17 protein-coding genes and 1 riboswitch are annotated in these 19,040 nt (G+C 47.2%); of the genes, 5 read left to right on the top strand and 12 right to left on the bottom strand.

Features of this window, described 5'->3' with window-relative positions:
* Positions 1-58 precede the first annotated feature (58 nt).
* From MHM87_RS15210 to MHM87_RS15200, 3 genes are all read left to right on the top strand, one after another.
* Entirely contained in the window at positions 59-820 is a 762-nt protein-coding gene (locus MHM87_RS15210; RefSeq protein ID WP_014947788.1) for an MBL fold metallo-hydrolase, read from the top strand.
* Between the two features lie 212 nt (positions 821-1,032).
* On the top strand, positions 1,033-2,418 hold the full coding sequence (locus MHM87_RS15205; protein WP_239259967.1) for a YcjX family protein: 1,386 nt from the start codon (positions 1,033-1,035) through the stop codon (positions 2,416-2,418).
* A gap of 2 nt (positions 2,419-2,420) precedes the next feature.
* Positions 2,421-3,533, top strand: a complete 1,113-nt coding sequence (locus MHM87_RS15200) for a YcjF family protein (protein ID WP_239259965.1) — start codon at positions 2,421-2,423, stop codon at positions 3,531-3,533.
* A 98-nt stretch (positions 3,534-3,631) separates the two neighbouring features.
* Here MHM87_RS15200 and MHM87_RS15195 read toward each other — a convergent pair whose 3' ends face one another.
* The 11 genes from MHM87_RS15195 to hemC form a co-directional block, all read right to left on the bottom strand.
* Positions 3,632-4,858, bottom strand: a complete 1,227-nt coding sequence (locus MHM87_RS15195; RefSeq protein ID WP_131137846.1) for a threonine/serine exporter family protein — start codon at positions 4,856-4,858, stop codon at positions 3,632-3,634.
* Between the two features lie 228 nt (positions 4,859-5,086).
* Entirely contained in the window at positions 5,087-6,220 is a 1,134-nt protein-coding gene (gene thiH / locus MHM87_RS15190) for a 2-iminoacetate synthase ThiH (protein WP_239259963.1), read from the bottom strand.
* Positions 6,217-6,987, bottom strand: a complete 771-nt coding sequence (locus MHM87_RS15185) for a thiazole synthase (protein WP_239259961.1) — start codon at positions 6,985-6,987, stop codon at positions 6,217-6,219. Before MHM87_RS15185 ends, thiH begins: the two co-directional genes overlap by 4 nt.
* A gap of 1 nt (position 6,988) precedes the next feature.
* A complete protein-coding gene (thiS, locus tag MHM87_RS15180) occupies positions 6,989-7,198 on the bottom strand; it encodes a sulfur carrier protein ThiS (protein WP_014977924.1) in 210 nt (69 codons plus the stop codon).
* Positions 7,195-7,989 (bottom strand): HesA/MoeB/ThiF family protein, encoded by a 795-nt coding sequence (locus MHM87_RS15175; RefSeq protein ID WP_239259959.1) that lies wholly within the window; start codon positions 7,987-7,989, stop codon positions 7,195-7,197. The genes thiS and MHM87_RS15175 overlap by 4 nt, the downstream gene beginning before the upstream one ends.
* Positions 7,982-9,583, bottom strand: a complete 1,602-nt coding sequence (gene thiE / locus MHM87_RS15170) for a thiamine phosphate synthase (protein WP_239259957.1) — start codon at positions 9,581-9,583, stop codon at positions 7,982-7,984. The genes MHM87_RS15175 and thiE overlap by 8 nt, the downstream gene beginning before the upstream one ends.
* On the bottom strand, positions 9,580-11,490 hold the full coding sequence (gene thiC / locus MHM87_RS15165; RefSeq protein ID WP_239259955.1) for a phosphomethylpyrimidine synthase ThiC: 1,911 nt from the start codon (positions 11,488-11,490) through the stop codon (positions 9,580-9,582). Before thiC ends, thiE begins: the two co-directional genes overlap by 4 nt.
* Positions 11,491-11,764: 274 nt before the next feature.
* Positions 11,765-11,876, bottom strand: a riboswitch (TPP riboswitch).
* Positions 11,877-11,987: 111 nt separating this feature from the next.
* A complete protein-coding gene (locus MHM87_RS15160; protein WP_014975312.1) occupies positions 11,988-13,163 on the bottom strand; it encodes a heme biosynthesis HemY N-terminal domain-containing protein in 1,176 nt (391 codons plus the stop codon).
* On the bottom strand, positions 13,160-14,332 hold the full coding sequence (locus tag MHM87_RS15155) for a uroporphyrinogen-III C-methyltransferase (protein ID WP_014975313.1): 1,173 nt from the start codon (positions 14,330-14,332) through the stop codon (positions 13,160-13,162). Before MHM87_RS15155 ends, MHM87_RS15160 begins: the two co-directional genes overlap by 4 nt.
* Positions 14,333-15,064, bottom strand: coding sequence for a uroporphyrinogen-III synthase (locus MHM87_RS15150; RefSeq protein ID WP_239259953.1), 732 nt, complete (start codon positions 15,062-15,064; stop codon positions 14,333-14,335).
* Between the two features lie 63 nt (positions 15,065-15,127).
* Positions 15,128-16,066, bottom strand: a complete 939-nt coding sequence (gene hemC / locus MHM87_RS15145) for a hydroxymethylbilane synthase (protein ID WP_014977931.1) — start codon at positions 16,064-16,066, stop codon at positions 15,128-15,130.
* Positions 16,067-16,262: 196 nt separating this feature from the next.
* On the opposite strand from hemC, the gene MHM87_RS15140 reads away from it, so the two are divergent.
* Positions 16,263-17,324 (top strand): GGDEF domain-containing protein, encoded by a 1,062-nt coding sequence (locus tag MHM87_RS15140; protein ID WP_049587575.1) that lies wholly within the window; start codon positions 16,263-16,265, stop codon positions 17,322-17,324.
* Between the two features lie 193 nt (positions 17,325-17,517).
* On the opposite strand, the gene MHM87_RS15135 is transcribed toward MHM87_RS15140, so the two are convergent.
* Complete coding sequence (locus tag MHM87_RS15135) at positions 17,518-18,189, bottom strand: alpha/beta fold hydrolase (protein ID WP_014977932.1); 672 nt, start codon at positions 18,187-18,189, stop codon at positions 17,518-17,520.
* 141 nt (positions 18,190-18,330) lie between these two features.
* Between MHM87_RS15135 and MHM87_RS15130 the strand changes: the two genes are divergently transcribed.
* Positions 18,331-19,040 (top strand): IS4 family transposase (locus MHM87_RS15130; protein ID WP_239259951.1); only part of this gene is annotated, 710 nt, incomplete at its 3' end.

Raw genomic sequence — 19,040 nt, 5'->3', positions numbered from 1 at the left:
TGCATGAGGTATATCAGATAGCACGGTTGGCGCGCGTTCTGGTGAAAAGGAAGCAGTAATGAATATTCACACACTTGCAGGCTACATACAGCATATTTATCTTGTTGAAGACAGCAAGGGCTTGCTATTGCTTGATGGCTGTAGCCGCGCCGATGTAGACAACGTGTGTCGATACATTACGCAAACCTTAGGTCGTCCGTTAAGTGACTTAAAGCTGATTGTGGTTACACATATGCATCCAGATCACGCCGGAGGCGCCATTAAACTACGTGAACGTACTGGTGCGCAGGTGGCATCTCATCCCAAAGCCATTAATTGGTATGCTGGGTTTGCTGGGCGTACTGCTCACGGCATAGATTTATTGCTAACCTGGTGGGTGGCCAATCGTATTGGCAAGCCAAGAATGCCCATTTGGTACAACCCAATACTAGCGCCAGACATGACGCTTGCCGACAATCAGTTACTGCCCGGTTTTCCTGATTGGCAGGTTATGTACACGCCGGGCCATACCGACCACGATTTAACGCTTAAGCACATTCCCACGCAGCAGGCTTACATTGCCGATGTATTGGTGCAGGTGAAAGGTGAACTGGTACCGCCATATCCGTTATGTCACCCTAACCAATATCGCGAAAGCTTAAAAAAGCTGGCCCAGTCACATATTGATACATTCTTTTGTGCTCACGTTCCGCCCACCAAAAAGTCGGATATCGATTTTGAACACGTTATTGAAAACGCGCCGCGCAAACCTAAGAATCACTGGCATTCCAGTAAAAATCGCATAAAGAAAAAGCTATTCAATAAGACTCGCGAGCATTAGTTTATTAGCCGTCGTTAGCGTTACTTATTTACGAAGCGGCGTGTTTAGCTGGCACTGCCCTTGCTTTTCCCCCTTAATAACCACATTAATCCTATAGGCATATCTATAATAACGAGAGGGCGATAATGTATAGGCCGCACTCTCTGGGTATTATTTTTAAAGGTTTAGGTTTAAGGGAATAGGAACTGCAAAGGCAGAATACAAACAAAATAATGCAAAAAAATATCGCTACGCTTTTTGACAAGACTCGGGCAATGGCGTCGCTAACTGGCGACAAACTTAGCAGTGTGTTTAACAAAGAAACCCACCGATTCACCATTACTGGGCTAAGTCGAAGCGGTAAATCTATGCTGTTCACCAGCCTTATCACTATGCTGAAAAGCCGTAGTGAAGAGGGCTATGCGTGTTTGCCTTTGCTACGTTATTTGCCGCCATCCCAAGTGCTTGATATGCGCATAGAGCCCATTGAAGGCTACAAACCGTTCCCGCATATACAGAACATTGCTGATCTTGAACACGGCCAGTGGCCTAAAGCCACCGAAGAAGCATTCGGTTTTAAGCTGGTGGTGCGTTTAAAAGAAACCGCCTCATTGAAGCGTCATGTACTGCCTCATAGCGATGTGGTGTTTGAGTTTATCGATTATCCTGGAGAATGGGTGACCGACATTCCCATGCTAAGTAAAACCTATGCTCATTGGTCAGACTCTGCGTGGGCTCAGCTTAGCAGTGGGCCGCAGCAGTATTTTGCCAACCAGTGGAAAGCGTTTGTTAATCAGTTTGATTTTGAGCAAGAGCCAACCGAACAACGTATTCAGCTGCTGGTTAATGCCTATCGCGATTATTTAGTAGACGCGAAGGCCAACGGCATATCTCTTCTTCAACCGGGCAGTTTTTTATTGGAATCGAGCGACTTCGATTGGCAGGCCTTTGGTTTTACGCCGCTTCCGTCTAGCATCACCAGCGATGTATCACATCCTTGGTTTAAAATATTCGACAAGCACTTTGCTAAATTCCAAAGTGGGTGGTTAATGCCGCTGAAGCAGTCCATTTTCAAAGAAACCGACAAGCAGATAATTCTCGTCGATTTGTTTGAAGGGCTTAACCACAGCAGACAGCATTTGTATCAGTTAAAAGAAACTCTGAGTCATTTGGCCGACACCTTTGTGTACGGGCAAAGCACGTGGTTTTCACGCAATGTGCTGAAAAAAGAACAAATAGGCAGAGTGGCGTTTGTGGCCACTAAGTCTGATTTAGTGCCTGTAAGTCAGCGCGCTAACTTACTTAATTTACTTACCCAAATTACCGAAGGAGCGAGAGCGCGGTTTGACGGTAAACCCATACAATTCGAGCATTTTTTAGTGTCTAGCATGCAAGTAACCGACGAAGGTAGTAATGATGATGCTATTCGTTACAAAGACACTGATGGCCGCTATGTAGAGTCTACGTTCGAACCTATTCCCAGCACTTTGAAAGAGATGGAAGAGGGTAGCCACTTTCCAGTACCTGATGTGAGTGTACCTAGCGATTTTAAGGCGCGTATTTTAGCGGGTAAGGGCGTAGATAGATTGCTTCAGTTTTTACTGGGCAAAGGAGAGTAAGAATGAGCGATAAACCTTATACATTTGACGAAAGCCCAGAAGAAACAAGCCAGTCTACGCTTAGAAGCGATGCAATTTACGGCGGTGTCGGTGAGGAAGATCAGCATAATGCGGTGACTGGTTATGGTAAACCTAATAATGACCATGAAAGTGATGCGGTAACAAAACCGCAATACAAAACCAAAGTTAAAACACAAACCTTAGACATAGCGCAGCCTGAAACCAAACTTCCGCAACAAGTGACCGAGGATGTATGGGAAGTGGATACTAAAAAAGGTGGCCTGTCGTTAGGTGCGGCAACATTAGGGTTTGGCGTTGTTTCATTAATTGGCTTTTTCGTTTTTGAAGCTTATACCACCCTTGCGGCCAACGTTTCTGAACACCCCATCGGTACAGGTGTACTAGGCGCGCTTTTAGTTGGGTTTGTTAGCTGCTTTAGCTTTTTGACTTTTAAAGAGTGGAGAGGCTACAAGCAAGTAAATACGGCGATGGAAGATGCAAGCGTTATCCGAGATTTGCTGGCTAGTAATGGGGTAGAGCCCTCAGCTAAACAAGAGCCTTCAGCGAAACAAAATCCATCAGCGGGAACAGAAGCATCGCCACAGAAAATTGATCGCGTGCTAAGCCAGCACGGCAAACGCTTTTCGCGGGGGTCTTACGCAGCGCATTGTTTCGACCGTTATAAGCAGCAGCTTCAAGACGACATGACAGGCCCAGAACGATTAGGCCTGTACGAAGACACGGTACTAAAACCTGTTCAGGAAAAGGCGCACAAGGTGCTGAATAAAGAGTCGGTGACCGCCGGAAGCCTTGCGTTTATAAGCCCAAATAATCTTATTCAAACTTTTGCTGTGGTATGGATTAGCTTTCGTACCATTCGTCGAATGGCCCGCGTGTATGGGCTAAGGCCAAGTACAGCAGGCAACTGGAAGTTGCTTAAAGTGTTGGCGCAAAACATTGCGGCGCAAGGCGTGTTTGACTTAGCTACCGACGAAGTTGCCAATCAAATTGGCGGCAGCTTGTCGGCGAAGTTTATGGAAAATTCTGCTGAAGCGATTGCTGCGGGCGCGCTCAACGCCCGTTTAGGGCGAGCGTTGATCAAGTTACTTAAATAGCGCCTTTTGCCCGCTTGTTAGGCTGCGCTAGTGATTTTGCGCAGCCTAGTGGCACCAGCCGCGCTCTAGCGTGAAACCCTTAGGTTACTGTATTTACGTTATAGCGCCTTTTTAGTGGGCACCACCACGTTAGCAAAGATTAATCCCGCCACTAGCGACATAAAGATAAGAAATACTTCCTGCCCCAAATGGTCTGCCTTCACAAAGTCTTGGCCCGTCATAAACGAGTTCAAGCCAATATAGGTCTTAGACCCCGGCACCAGCACTATAAGTCCGTGCATAGCCACAATGGTCGCGGGTTGGTTAGCAATGCGGGTGAACGCATTAGCAAAAATGCCTAACGCAAATGCACCCACGAATGCACCTAGCCCAGGGCTCATGTAGTCAGAGCTCCATGCGGTAGCACTGTAGGCAATAAATGCTGCTGCCAATGCCCATGGAATGTGTTTAATACGCGTTCTGAATATCGCAACTAGGGCAATACACAGCAAGAATACCGCTAGCCAAGTAGCCCAGTAAGGCAGCGATTCTGCAGGGGTATACACGTTTTCACCAAACGCACTAAAGCCCACTGACACACCTAAGAAAGCACCGAAATACAGCTTAAACAGCTGCATGATGGCGTCCATAGTACGAGCCGTGCCCGACACCATGTTTCGCGATGAAAGCTCGGCAAGGCCCATAGTCAGCGCTAGTCCGGGTACAAATACAATCACCGATGAAAGCACAACCAGCGGAATGTTAATGCCAGGGTCAACGTATTGACCAATAGCACAGGCAAGAATGCCGCCAACGAACGCGGTGACAGGCTCTAGCATCAAGTTTACGCGTTTAGACTGCTGTGCCCATAAGGTCCAAAGATAAGCCACAATACCCAAGGCACCCGACCAGCCAATTTCACTCCAGCTTGCACCCATTAGCATAGCAAACGCGCCGGTGGCCATAGCAAAGGCAACGCCAGTAACCCATTTGCCATAAGGGCTGCCCATGGCATCTATTTCATTTAAGCGCTTGTCAGCTTCACTTAAAGTTAATTTGCCCGTCAGCAGTTCGCTGGCCAGTTCATCGGTAAGCGACAACGCGTTCATGTCTAGCTCGCCTGGAAGCAAACGCGCAGCGTGGTTATATTCGTCTTCGTGGCGGTCACTCCAGATAACAAAAGTCAGTGAAGTTGGCGTTGAAATAAATGAAGCGTGTACGCCTAAATACTTAGCGACTTCACCTAGGTAAGCTTCAAGACGGAACGCAGGGGTACCGTACTTGTGCAGCATTTTGCCTAGCTTCACTATAAATCTACGAATTTGAATAAATTCAACGGTATCCAACGCACTGCCCTTTAGTTTTGATAAATCTAATATGAGATAAATGAGGCAAAAAAGCCAGACGCATAGGTAAAGTGTCTGGCTAAAATTTGGGCGGATTGTACGGAGGGTTTTGCACGAAAGCAAAACAAATTTTCTCTTATTTTCCCTTACAAAAACTAATCGATTAATCCATTAAAAGTGCGCTCTTTAGCGCGAGTTTTCAAACGAAAAATACAGGTATTCTTGCGCTTAAACACGTTCTGTAAACGGCATCCAGTCTTTCCATACGGGTTCCAGTTCTTTCATTGAAAGTGCGCTCACGACATCTGATACAGATCGGTTATCGTCAATATCGAATTGATTTAGTGCCTTCGATGGGGCGCTGTAACCGCCAGGCTGTGTTTGCGACGCTGCACTCATAGACGTTATGCCAAGCGGCATTACGCCATCCCGAAATACTGCCGACTCTCGGGTAGACAGCGAGAGTTCTGCTTGTGGGTTAAAAATGCGGTGGGCGCATATTAGCTGCAGCAAATCTCGCTCGTTAGGGAGTTTACTGTTGGTGTGGGCATTGCCCCCTGTGCTGTTACCTTCACAGCTACGAAGGCGCGGAAAAGCAATGGATACACGGCTTTGCCAGTAGTGTTGCTGTATTAACTTGCCGTGAAGGGCGGTCATGGCGCTATCAACCCGCCAGTCGCCTAAACCAAGTAGCGCGCCAATGCCAATTTTATCAATGCCGGCTTTCCCTATGCGATCGCTGGCTTCTAAGCGCCATAGGAAGTCCTGTTTTTTACCTCGAGTGTGGTAATTAGCGTAATGCTGCGGTGAGTAGGTTTCTTGATACACTAACACCGCGTCTAAGCCCAGGTGCTTCAAGGTTTCATATTGCTCGCGCTTTAAAGGCTGTACCTCCATCATAAGGTAGCTCACCTTTTCGCGAATGGCGCTTAGTGTTTGCTCAAAATATTCCATCCCCACTTTGGTTTCATGTTCGCCAGTAACCAGTAACACCTGTGAAAAGCCTAAATCTTTGATGGCTTCAATTTCGGTCAACACTTCGCTTATAGACAGGGTTTTGCGCTTTATTTTGTTGCTCATTGTAAAGCCGCAGTAGGTACATTCGTTGGCACACAAGTTTGATAAATACAAAGGTACAAACAGCTGCATGGTATTGCCAAAGCGATGGCGAGTAATTGCTTTAGCGCGATAGGCCATGGCTTCTAAGTACTTAGCGCCAGCGGGGGAGATCAGCGCCATGAAGTCGTCTAAAGAAAGTGTATCTTTACCTAGCGCTCGTTCTACGTCTCCTGCTGTTTTGCTGTTTATCGACATAGCCACATGCGACAAGTCTTGCTGCATTAATGCCTGTGCTACCTTCATACCGCCGGCTCCAAAAAGGCGGTAAGCGGGCTAGAGGCTTGGGCAAAACTGCTGGTAGCACCAAGTCCAGCTTCAAAGGCTTTTCGCCCCGTTTCTACGGCGCTTGCGAAAGCTGCTGCCATAGCAACTGGGTCCTTAGCCGTGGCGATAGCCGTATTCACCAGTACCGCATCTACTCCCAGCTCCATGGCCGCCATAGCTTCGCTTGGCTTACCAATGCCTGCATCTACAATGACGGGTATCGACGCTTGTTCAACAATAATTTGCAAAAAGGGTTTGGTTTGTAATCCCTGATTGCTCCCAATTGGCGCGCCCAATGGCATGACGGCAGCGCAGCCTACCTCTTCTAAGCGTTTACATAAAACGGGGTCTGCTCCGCAGTAAGGCAAAACGTGAAACCCTTTTTTAACCAGTGCCTCTGCGGCAAGCAGGGTTTCGATGGGGTCGGGCAACAAGTAGCGTTGGTCTGGATGAATTTCCAGCTTCACCCAAGGACTACCTAATGCTTCATAAGCAAGTTCAGCGGCGAATATGGCTTCTTTAGCGTTCTTCGCTCCCGACGTATTCGGCAAAAGAGTAACGCCCAATGCTTTTAATGCCGAAAGCGTTTCATCTTGTGAACTATGGCTGGCGACACGCTTCATTGCCAAGGTCACCATGCTGCTCTTGGCTGCCTGTACCGCGCTTTTCAGGGTGTCTGGGTTACTAAATTTGCCAGTGCCAGTTAACAGGCGGGAAGGGAAGGTATGATTTGCGAGTGTTAGCATTTTAGCCTCCTGCCACTAGGGTAAATATATCCACCGTATCGTTGTTACTTAAATACGTCGTCGGCCATTCTTGCTTGCTGACAATAGCCGCGTTTTTGGCAACGGCAGTGCCTTCGTCTTTCAATTGTTTAAGGGCAATTAATTCACTAAGTGATATAGGAGAAATCACGCTCATTGGTTGATTGTTCACGTTGATATTAATTTGGGTCATTGGCATACCTCACAATAAGAAGAGGGGGGAAGCTTGAAACTTTGCAGCGTACCTTGGCCTGCATGGGCGTTTACGTACTGGCCCCATTTAATATCGGCATCGAAGCCTCTTGCCAGAAATAACAAGGCTTGGGTAGCTTGGTGGCACGCTGCCATGCCTACAACGGGGCCCAGTACACCTTTGCTAACGCAATCCTCGCGTACGGCAACATTATTCACTAAACACTCATAGCAACCGCAGGTAGCTGAGTTTTGAGGCAAGTTCAGCGCTTGCCAGGTAAGCCCACTCGCTGCTGCAATAAAAAGCGGAATAGAGGCGCGAAACGAGGCCAGGTTTATCTGCCTTCGTACCGTAACGTTGTCGGTGCAATCCAGCACGCAGGTGGCTGATGCAATTAATGTTGGTAAGTTGTTACTATCAGCAAATAAGCTTTTAAACTGGATGTTTAAATGCGAGTTCACTTTACGCAGTTCATTGTAAAGCGATTTAGCTTTAAGCTCGCCTAGGTGCATTTCGTTGTAGCTTATTTGGCGCTGCAAATTACTAATGTCGACGGTGTCACCATCTATAAGTGTAATGTTGCCCACGCCTGCGCCTGCTAAATAGCGGGCGGTTAAGCTGCCTAATCCACCTAAGCCAACGATAACAGCGTGTGCACCCGCCAAATTAAGCTGTCCGTCGTGATCAATGCAATCGAGTAAGAGTTGTCTGCTGTAGCGACGTATATCCTGATGCGCTAACTGCTGGCCTACCGAGTGACTAAGTGAATGAGTAGCTGAATGACTAAGCAAACCCAGCCTCCTCAACCAATGCTTGGTAGGCTTTTAGCGGGTGTTCTGCCTGAGTGATTGCACTTACCACAGCAATGCCGCTAACGCCGGTTTTAGCTACATCGCCTATACGCGATAAGTTAATACCACCAATAGCAACGGTGGGAATGCCATCGCAAAGCTGCACATACTTTTCTAAACGTGCTACACCTTGGGGCTTCGAAGGCATGTCTTTGGTATTGGTGGGGAAGATATGACCAAGGGCAATGTAAGACGGGTTTAAAGCGCGAACACGTTGAATTTCAGCGAAGCCGTGCGTTGATATTCCAAGCCGTAAACCCGCACTACGGATGGCGTTTAGGTCTGCGGTGTCGATATCCTCTTGCCCCAAGTGCACACCGTAAGCCCCGAGTTCTATGGCCAGCTCCCAATAGTCATTAATGAATAATTGGCAGTCGGTGTGTTTCACCAATTCTATTGCCTCTTTTATTTGCTGACGAATGTCTTCTTGGGAGCCTTGCTTAACCCGTAGCTGCATTATTTTTACGCCCGTTGGCCAGAGGCGGGCTATCCATTGCACGCTATCCACTACAGGGTAGATGCCTAAATGAGTATGAGTAAGTGCAGGAAAGTGGGCTTCTTTACAAGACGAGGCTTCAAGAAGGGTATCCTTATCCCGCTCTTTTTCATTAGCAGTGGCGCCACGTTGGTGAAAGGTCACCAGCGGAAAGCTCTCTGGTTTTGCTGGAAAGCCGTTGGTTTGTGCAAAGTAGGTGGTTAATTCGTTACTTATGGCGTTTGCGTTAGCCGCTGCGCATTGCTTTGGTAGTGTATGGCTACGAACTTCGCTGACGTAAGCATTAGCAAGCGTAAGTGCGTCTTCAATGCAGTAGTCGTGAACAATGAATGCCGCTAATGCGCTGGCTAACATACAGCCTGTGCCGCGAAGGTTGCCGTTAGCGTATTTCGGCTGGCTAAAACGAAGAGTGTGAGAGGCACAAACAAAAATATCGCTCACGTTTTTTTGCCAGTGGGCGTGACCGCCCTTAACGTAAACGCTCTTTGCGCCTTTACCCCTTAGCCGATTGATTGCAGTTAGCAAGCTCGCTTCATCAACAACAGGCAAATGGGTGAGCCACGCAAGCTCATCGATATTTGGCGTAACGATATCTACCGTATTCAACAGTTCGTCAACTACGCTTTCGCTTAACTCACTCAGCACGCCACCGGACGAGGTAGACAGTACAGGGTCCCATACAACGAAGGGGCGAGGGTTAGATGTTTTTTGAATACGTGCACACAACAACAGCGCTTGCTCATCATTAGCAATAGCGCCAATCTTAATAGCGCGTGGCGGGGTATCTTCAAACAGCACCTGCCACTGCTGATTTAATGCCGACGCGCACATGCTTTCCTTACTAAGCATGATTGAGTTGGACTGCACGGTAAGCTGTGTAGTGAGCACACAAGCATGGATGTTCAGATCGGCCAATGTAATGGCGTCGCGGGTAACGCCCGCACCACCGCTACAGTCAACGCCCCCCACACACCACACTACAGGAAGTGCAGTGGTGAGGTTGTTGGATGCAGGGCTTATGGACGCTTTCGCCATCATGGTAGCTCTACCTTGCTATCTGCAGTGTGATAAAGCTCTGCGCCAGACTGATTGAATGCCTGGGCCATCTCTTTCATGCCTTTTTCTTTCTCAAACTCTTGCTGCTCTGCTTGTTTAGCCACATCGCGCACTTCCTGAGAAATTTTCATGCTGCAAAATTTAGGGCCGCACATAGAGCAGAAATGCGCAACTTTGCCAGACGCCTGCGGCAAGGTTTCATCGTGATAAGCGCGCGCAGTATGCGGGTCGAGAGCTAAATTGAACTGGTCTTCCCACCTGAATTCAAAGCGTGCTTTCGACATGGCGTTGTCGCGAATTTGTGCACCTGGGTGGCCTTTTGCCAAGTCGGCAGCGTGGGCTGCAATTTTGTAGGTGATCAGCCCCTGTTTAACGTCTTCTTTGTTAGGTAGGCCTAAATGCTCTTTAGGTGTTACATAGCACAGCATTGCGCAGCCATACCAACCAATCATGGCGGCACCTATACCTGAAGTGAAGTGATCGTAGCCAGGAGCGATATCGGTGGTGAGGGGGCCAAGGGTATAAAACGGCGCTTCGTGGCAGTGCTTAAGCTGCTCTTCCATGTTCGCTTTAATCATATGCATTGGCACATGCCCCGGGCCTTCAATCATTACCTGAACATCGTACTCCCATGCAATTTTCGTCAGCTCACCAAGGGTACGTAATTCAGAGAATTGCGCGTCGTCGTTAGCGTCAGCTACGCTACCAGGGCGTAAGCCATCACCTAGCGACAGCGCCACATCGTACTTAGCGCAAATTTCGCAAATATCGTGAAAGTGTTCATACAGAAAGCTTTGTTGGTGGTGGCTTAAGCACCACTTTGCCATTATCGAACCGCCGCGCGATACAATGCCGGTTACCCGCTTTGCGGTAAGGTGTACGTACTCAAGCAGCACGCCAGCGTGAATGGTGAAGTAGTCTACGCCTTGTTCAGCTTGCTCAATTAGGGTGTCTTTAAACATCTCCCACGTTAAATCTTCGGCTACACCGTTTACTTTTTCTAGCGCTTGATAGATGGGTACGGTGCCAAGAGGAACAGGACTGTTTCGCAGCAGCCACTCTCGGGTTTCGTGAATGTTTCTGCCGGTAGATAAATCCATGATGGTATCGGCGCCCCAGCGCGTTGACCACACCAGCTTTTCTACCTCTTCTTCAATAGACGAGGTTACTGCTGAATTACCAATGTTTGCGTTAATCTTTACTAGAAAGTTACGCCCTATAATCATTGGTTCCAACTCGGGGTGATTGATGTTGCATGGAATAATGGCGCGGCCTGCGGCCACTTCCTGGCGTACAAATTCAGGCGTGATGGTCTCGGGTAAATTCGCACCAAAGTGTTCGCCTTTGTGCTGCTGCGTCAGTTCGGCATCTTTAATGGCTTGGCGACCCATATTCTCGCGAATGGCAATGTATTCCATTTCAGGGGTAATAATGCCCTGTCTTGCGTAGTGAAGCTGGGTAACGTTTTTGCCTGCTTTTGCTTTTAGTGGTTTGCGGCTGCGAATAAAGCGGAAATCTTCGGTAAATATGTCGTTTTCTCGCTCTTTTGCAAAGCTCGACGAAACGCCCTCTAATTCAAGGGTATCGCTACGCTCTTCAATCCACGTTTGGCGAAGCGGAGCTAGGCCTTTGTGCACATCTATGTTTTCTTGTGGGTCGCCGTAGGGGCCTGAAGTGTCGTAAACAGGAATTGGCGGATTTGGTTCTAAAATAGGGTTGTCTTCTGTTCCACCCACTAAACTGTCGTGTTGGTGAATAAGGCGCATGGCCACACGAATATCGTCACGGCTGCCACACTCGTAGTGGCGTGTTGAATTTGGGTAAGCTTCGCCCGCAAGTTCATTAATGAATTGTTGTGCTTGTTGGCGCTGTTCGCGTCTGTTCGACATAGCATTTTACCTTTTAAGTTTAGGTTCTAAAAATGCTTGTCAGGAGTGAAGGAGAATACAAAGTGTAAGTGTTGAAGGGGATAACCCCGTTACTTTAGCGAGATTGTTGGTAAAGGTTTTGGTGATTACAGCCCTTTACTCCGTTGATGTTGACTTGGGGATAAACTTGAACAGTTTACCTTGAGTGACGAGCAGCACCTTCATGGGTGTGTCTGTATCATCAACAGCAAAACAACTTCGCTTCACAACGCTAAACCACGGTTTAACATTGTGCACATTGTATTTTCTTGTTCCCTTCGCAGGTATTAGCCTGATCAGGTTCTACGGATCCCACTTTCGCGGTCTCAGCTTACTGGGTTAACAGTGAAGCACTCCGACAAGTTGTTTAAGTCAATTCGGGTTGTTGTTGAAACAACCCGAATTGAGAATTCCTTTTTACTATATCTTCAATTTTACGGGTAATACAAGTACTACCAGAAAGCTAAATGAATATTCATTTAGCTGGCTAGCTGCTGACCTTCCTTGTAAAGCTGAAGTGCAGTGGCTGTGTCGTGCTTGCGTTCGCTAATTGCAGACAGCAGCAATAAGTCTTCTTTGCGCGACTTCATTTTGGTGGCTTTAAGCAGGGCTTTTTCCGCCAACACATCATCGCCTGAGTTAAATGCAACTTGGCCTAGCGTGGAGTATAGCGACACGTTTTCTTCGTCTTGCTTTATCCAGCTTTCAAGCAGTCGTAGTGATGGCGATGCATCAGGAATATTAAGCTGCGTGAACAGCGGAAACAGGGCGCTATTCGGGCCACGTTTTTGCCATTCAACTAGCAAATTCTGTGCGTCGGCATGCATACCTTGGTCAAGTAACTGTTGAATGTAGGCCGCGCGGTAAGCATCGTCGTGACGAAGCTTACGAGGTAGGGTTTCCCAATACGATTTAAGCTCGACAGCGCCTTGTTTGCTGGCAATTTCGGCAAACTTACCTTTGGCGATGCGCTGGCTCCACGCAGTGTAGTCTGCTTTGGGCAATGCTTTACGCCAGCCTGACAAATTCTCTTGAAGTACTTGCCATTTACCTAGCTTGGCAAGAATTTGCGCTTTTAACTGCACAACTTGCTTGTTTTCACGCTCTTTCTCGTCAAGTTCGTTAAGTTTCTCTAGTGCCGCATCGTATTTTTCTTCAGCCATATCAATACGCGCGTGCATGACCGTTGCGGCTACTTTCGCTTTTGGAAAGTCAGTTGCCTGAACAAGGAAATAACGGGCTTTGGCTAAATCGTTATTGGCAAAAGCAATTTGCGCTGACGCCAAATAGTTAACGCCTTCGAAATCGCCGTTGGTGGTTTTGCTTAGCGCCTTTTGAGCTGTATCAGAATCACCTGCAGCCATTGCGTGTAAGCCGTCGTAAAACGCACGCTTACGTTTGCGCTCACCTAAAGTGCCGAACCATTTATGTGAACCTGTGATCAGGCTCAACGCCCACAATACCAGTCGAGACAGTACGTACCAGGCAATGATGGCACCTATCACTAAAATACAAAAGCTAATCACCGTCATTTCAACAGCGGTGTTACCCAGTGATATTAGTACGTAGCCCTTATCGCCTAACAACATCGGGCCAACAATGAGTGCAACAACGAATGCGGCTAATACCGCAAGGGCAATAGCTAACCATTTCATAGTGCACTTGCTCCTTGTCCGAACACCTGTTTAACGCGGCTATCCAATAGACGCTCTAGCGGTTTTTGTGACGCTAGCTCTGTAGGTATTGGGCGCGATACATCGGTAGCAATGAGGTTTTGTAGTGCATCTACAAAGCCCGTTACTTGGTTTTTTTCGGTGTCGAACTTTTCAATAATTAACGTTTGAGCGTATTGAAGCGACTGGCTGTAAAGCCCTGCATCGCCCTGAAGCGCGGCGGTTTGCGCGTGCATAAGCTGTAGACGAAGCTGCTCTTTTGCTAGGAACTGGGCTTCCAGTGAAAGCACTGGCTCAACCGGGCCTTCAATAGTTTTCACCGTAAGAAAATCGTTCACCAACGAACGCCACACCTTCGCAAGGTTCTCCTGCCAGTCGTCAGCTGACTCCGATAAGGTCGTGTCTTCTGCATTGGCGTCTTCTGGTTTTTCGAAGGTATCAAGTGGCAGTTTGTCAATTTGAGCAATCATACCCGTAAGCGCGAGGGCGACGGAACTTTGTGATACAGGGTTAAGCTGTTGTAAGGTTTGAATATCTTCTGCAAGGTTTGCGCGAACCGGAAGTACCGACGGATCGGCCAACGACTTTAAGCGTTTATCTGCGTTAACTAGCAGCAAAATTGCTGTGCGTACGTCGTTTTCTAACCAAAGCTTTCTGCCTGCCATGCGAACTAAGTAATCAGCTTCAGCAATGAGCCAGTCTGCCGGGCGGCGACCTTCCATATTATTTAGTTGTTCAAGGGTCGATTCAGCTTGCAGCGTCAGCTTTTCGTTTTGCGCTTTTAACTCGGCTACCGTGCTTTCTAACGTCTGGTTGGTACGAGCTACTTTGTCGATAGAGGCAACAAGACCAGCGCGCTCACGCTCAATAGTGTTTAGCTGAGAGGTCGTCGTTTGAAGTGCAGATTCAGAGTCCTTGCTTGCCGACTGTTGCTGCATGTAATACCAGTAACCTGCGCCAGCCATACCAAGCACAATAAGGAAAAGGATGATTACAACAAACCACAGTAGACCATTTCCCGACGATTTCTTTTTAGCAGCACCCGACGATGTTGATTCACTGTGCGTGGCAGAAGATTCGATAACGTCTTTTTCAGCTTCCACTTTCACGAGTTCCTCTTTTTGTGGGCTACTTTCATTGTTGTTGGCCATTCAATACTCCCAGTTATCCTTTACCCAGGCGATGAGTGCCTGATCGGTGGCTCGCTGACAAACCGCTACCTCATTAATGCCTTGGCTAGTGAGGGTTTTGGCAATTCGGTCGCTCACTGTTAACCATTTAATAGATTTAAGTGCTTGGCCAAATTGCGCAATTAGTTGCAGTGCCATTGCTTCGCTTGTAGCGATAATGCCGCTAACTTCGCCCATTTTCCACCGTTTTGTGTAAATTGGGCTTGTAAGTTGCTCTCTCTTATAAACGCAAAAGCTATTAACTAAAATACCTTTTTCGTCTAATCCAGTGGCTATGGCGTCGCGCCCACCTTCACCCTTAATGATAACGACATACTGACAGTTTGCCTCATTAAGTTGGTGCATTGCCAGTATACCTTCGGATGTATGGGCTTCGGGGATAGCAACCTGCGCCGATGAAAACGCCTGAAGTCCCGCTTGTAATTTTCGTGCAGTGGCATCGCCCACAGCTATGATCAATGGTAATTCGTTAGCCGTTTCGCGTAAGCCTTCAATAACGGTGTCTACAGCATATACGCTGGTAACAACAATTGCGTTTACTGCATTTGACGCTAAAAATTCTGCAGCAGCTTTTCTTTCAGACGAAATATCAATGATGTTAGACGTGGCAACGCCTACCGCGTCAATTCCGGCTTTTTCAAAGGCAGAAGCGCTTGCTTTTAACTTTGGCAGTGGGCGTGTAAACAGCAACATACTATCGAATTTTCATCCTTTTATTTTACTGCGTAAACCTGCACGCATTCGACAAACTATAACTTAGTTATAAAGCGCCTTTAAGATTTCACCGGCACCTTGCTCAAGAAGGGATTCCGCTACTTCAACACCAATATCTGCGGCTTTTTCTCGCGACGCTGTAGCAGAAGCAAAGAGCAGTTCTGAACCATCTGGCTTACCAACCATACCGGTTAGTGTCAGCACATCGCCATCAAGCGTGGCAAAGCTACCAATAGGTACTTGGCAGCCGCCTTCCAATCTCTCGTTCATGGCGCGTTCCGCAGTAACGCGTGTATTAGTGTCTGTATGGTTCAGCGCCTGTAGCAACTTAATTAGCTCTTCATCGTCGTTACGGCACTCGATACCTACAGCACCCTGCCCAACGGCGGGTAATGAAATATCAGCAGGTAACGGCATGCGAATACGAGATTCCATTTCAAGGCGAATAAGGCCAGCAGAAGCTAAGATAATGGCGTCGTACTCACCTGCGTCTAGCTTGGCTAGACGAGTATTCACGTTTCCGCGCAGGTCCTTGATGATAAGGTCAGGGCGATACTTGCGAATTTGGCACTGTCTGCGAAGGCTAGACGTACCTACTACTGCGCCCTGGGGTAGGGCATCTAAACTGTCGTGGTTATTTGAAACAAAAGCGTCGAACGGGTTTTCTCGCTCACAAATAGCGTGAAGGCCAAAACCTTCAGGAAATTCAACCGGTACGTCTTTCATAGAGTGCACGGCAATATCGGCGCGGCCTTCAAGCATGGCAATTTCAAGCTCTTTTATGAAAAGTCCTTTACCACCAATTTTCGCCAGAGGTGTATCTAAAATTTTGTCGCCCTGCGTGCTCATAGGCACAAGCTCAACGGTCATTGACGGATAATGCTCCATCAATTTTGCCTTCACATACTCTGCTTGCCAAAGCGCTAAAGCACTTTTTCTAGTAGCAATTCGAACGGTGCGGGTAGTGTTGAGGTGACTCATGGCTATTCCAAACTATATAAAAAGAAACTAAAACGAAGTATCACATAACGTCATACGATATACCCCGTAGTATACGCATTTTCTGTATTAATGTTTGAAATTAGGCGCAGTTTTCTCCTTGGTTATTATTAGACATTCAGTCTATGCTGAAAAGAATAATGGTTAATTAGTTTTAAATGCGGAGATAAGTCTTTTTATGGACAGTTCGTCGTTGCGTCAATTACTTAGAAGCGCTCAGCAAGATGAAGCGGAAGCAAAACGAAGGCGCTTAACGCTATATTTCATATCTTATGTTGGTGGCACCATTATGGCGTTTATGGCGTGGATCAACATGGGTACAAACAACCCATTGCTCGTTGGAACGCTGGCGGGGTCAGCTGCTTTTGTGTACGCCAATGTGGCGTTATCCCATATGTTCCCTCGCGTCGATGTCTTCTATTATCTAGCAGGCTTAGTGGTAGCATTCACCATAAACGGCTTGGTTTATACCGGCGGGCTCAATAACACTGGGCTTTATTTTATTTTTCCCCTGCTTTTTATTCAGATAGTTGTTGTGCGTTTCAAGCCAGCCATGGTTTACGTAGCAGTAACCATGGGTATCGCTATTTTTATGCTCTATAATCAAGAAAAAATAGTGGCTGAGTACCCAGCAGAACATGTTTCCCGTTTCCTAATCGCTACCTTCTGTTTCATTTGCGTCGCCTTTATAGGTGAAAATTTTTGGCATCAAAGCAGAAAAGAAATGCTGCGTGAAAATTTAGAGCGCATGCGTCAGGCTAATACCGATCCGCTTACAAAACTTCCTAACCGGCGATTCCTTGAAGCTGTTTTTTTTGAACGCGCAATGCAAGATCCCGGTGCTCATTTCCCTTTAAGTGCGGTGGTGGTAGATATTGACCATTTCAAAACAATCAACGATACCTATGGCCACGATATTGGTGACGAAGTGCTTATACACATCACTCGCCTAATGAAAGAAGCAGTAAGAACTACTGACGTGGTGGCAAGAACCGGTGGTGAAGAGTTTTTGGTCTTATTCCCTCATGCGACGTTGAGCCAAGCGGTAAAATTAGCGGAAAAAATGAGGAAGGTGGTTGAAGCTAACCCGTTTGTAGAGGGTGATGTTAATCACTCCATAACCGCAAGCTTTGGTGTAGCCACAGCGCTTACTGATACAAACTTGCACGCTTGTTTGAAGCAGGCCGATGACAACCTTTACAAAGCTAAAAATGCGGGGCGCAACAGAGTCGTCGAATAGTTTTGGAATAGACGTGAAATAAAGAAGAGACGGAAGGCGCAACTTTTCAATCGATAGACGTGTACCCACTTACGCTAAGAAAAAGCTGGCTTTTGATGCGTCACCAGCTCTTTCTTTTGTTTAAATACTAGGGCCTGTTGATGTTTGTTATGTGAATGTAATTTGCAGCAAGAGCCAACAGACTCTTAAGACATTACCCTAGAACTTTTTGAAGCCACGCACTAATGTCGTTAAGCTCTTGCATACAAACATTGTGCTGCATGGTGTAAGTCTGCCACGTGGCATTAAAGCCACTTTCGCTCAGCGTTTTGAACGCAGCATTGCCCATAAATACCGGCACCACTTCGTCTTGCTCACCATGTGCCATCATAATTGGCGTTTCGCGGTTTGTGTCTTTTGCTTCGCTTCCAAGAAGTGATGGCTCGCACATGTAGGTAGATAGAGCGATAACACCTGCAAATTTATTGGCATATCTAGGTGCTAAGTGCAGAGCAATAACACCGCCCTGAGAAAACCCTGCAAGTACAATACGTTCACTAGGAATGCCACTTTCAATTTGTGCTTCGATAAGCGCTTCTACCTGAGCAGCCGACTCTTTTACACCTTCTAAGTCCGCACGGCTTTCAAAATCTAACGATTTGATATCGTACCAAGCGCGCATTCTCATGCCGCCATTGATAGTCACAGGGCGTTCTGGAGCGTGAGGAAAGAGAAATTTAACCGCCATTGATTCGGGCAGTTTTAGCTCGGGCACTATAGGCGCAAAACCATGGCCTGAATCGCCAAGACCGTGAAGCCAGATAACGCAGGCATCAGGCGTAGTGGATGGGTTTATCTCTACGCACGGCAGAAGTTGCTGAGTCATGCTTTATTTCCTAGTTTTGGGGTCAGAGTCTGAGGTATCCCCACAAATAATATTGCGATATCAATAAGATAAAAAAGATAGGAACATTCATGACGTTTGGTGATCAGATCAATCGCCAAACTTCACTGAGGCCAAACAGTCATGAATGCCCTATCTATTGTGAACAAAGTCGTATCGCTTGTCAGCTATAAAATGCATAAAACTCGTCGGAATGCAGTAACGGCGTGCGTTAAGAGCCTGCTCAACGGAAGCGCTGCAACCGTAACCAGCATAGGTCGAGGAATTGAGACTAAAGCCTTTGAGAAACACCGGATTAAACGTGCCGACCGCTTGCTTTCAAACCCGCATTTATTAAGTGAAACACCATTTATCTATGCATCTATTTGCCAACTATTTTGTGGCAGCACATCTCGCCCTGTTATCTCAATCGACTGGTCAGATTTAGATGACCATAAAGCGCACTTTCTTTTACGCGCGGCCATATCTTTAAAGGGTAGACCCGTCACACTTTATCAAGAAGTTCACTGCAACAAGACCAAAGAGAAACCCGCCAGCCACAAGGCATTCTTAAAGGCGTTACACGCCATGTTACCTTCAAATTGCCGACCCATTATCGTCACCGACGCAGGATATAAATCACCCTGGTTCAGGGAAGTATTAGCGTTAGGCTGGGATATTGTCGGACGGGTTCGCAAACCGCATTTTTACTCACTCGACAGCGGCAATACGTGGCAGTGTATTCGTCACCTTTATGCCCAAGCGACCAGTCGACCAAAGCGTTTTGATAACAGCCAAATAGCTAGAGGTAACCCCTTTGCCTGTACGTTAGTTCTGTTCAAGCAGAAAGCGAA

This window comes from Alteromonas sp. Cnat3-28 (assembly GCF_022348265.1).
Lineage (GTDB): Bacteria > Pseudomonadota > Gammaproteobacteria > Enterobacterales > Alteromonadaceae > Alteromonas > Alteromonas macleodii.
This window is presented reverse-complemented; position numbering and strand designations above follow the sequence as displayed.

Coding starts and splice junctions, on each gene's coding strand:
- MHM87_RS15210 (WP_014947788.1), top strand. CDS start 59: ATGAATATTCACACACTTGCAGGCTACATACAGCATATTTATCTTGTT.
- MHM87_RS15205 (WP_239259967.1), top strand. CDS start 1,033: ATGCAAAAAAATATCGCTACGCTTTTTGACAAGACTCGGGCAATGGCG.
- MHM87_RS15200 (WP_239259965.1), top strand. CDS start 2,421: ATGAGCGATAAACCTTATACATTTGACGAAAGCCCAGAAGAAACAAGC.
- thiH (WP_239259963.1), bottom strand. CDS start 6,220: ATGAAGGTAGCACAGGCATTAATGCAGCAAGACTTGTCGCATGTGGCT.
- MHM87_RS15185 (WP_239259961.1), bottom strand. CDS start 6,987: ATGCTAACACTCGCAAATCATACCTTCCCTTCCCGCCTGTTAACTGGC.
- thiS (WP_014977924.1), bottom strand. CDS start 7,198: ATGACCCAAATTAATATCAACGTGAACAATCAACCAATGAGCGTGATT.
- thiE (WP_239259957.1), bottom strand. CDS start 9,583: ATGATGGCGAAAGCGTCCATAAGCCCTGCATCCAACAACCTCACCACT.
- thiC (WP_239259955.1), bottom strand. CDS start 11,490: ATGTCGAACAGACGCGAACAGCGCCAACAAGCACAACAATTCATTAAT.
- MHM87_RS15160 (WP_014975312.1), bottom strand. CDS start 13,163: ATGAAATGGTTAGCTATTGCCCTTGCGGTATTAGCCGCATTCGTTGTT.
- MHM87_RS15155 (WP_014975313.1), bottom strand. CDS start 14,332: ATGGCCAACAACAATGAAAGTAGCCCACAAAAAGAGGAACTCGTGAAA.
- MHM87_RS15150 (WP_239259953.1), bottom strand. CDS start 15,064: ATGTTGCTGTTTACACGCCCACTGCCAAAGTTAAAAGCAAGCGCTTCT.
- hemC (WP_014977931.1), bottom strand. CDS start 16,066: ATGAGTCACCTCAACACTACCCGCACCGTTCGAATTGCTACTAGAAAA.
- MHM87_RS15140 (WP_049587575.1), top strand. CDS start 16,263: ATGGACAGTTCGTCGTTGCGTCAATTACTTAGAAGCGCTCAGCAAGAT.
- MHM87_RS15135 (WP_014977932.1), bottom strand. CDS start 18,189: ATGACTCAGCAACTTCTGCCGTGCGTAGAGATAAACCCATCCACTACG.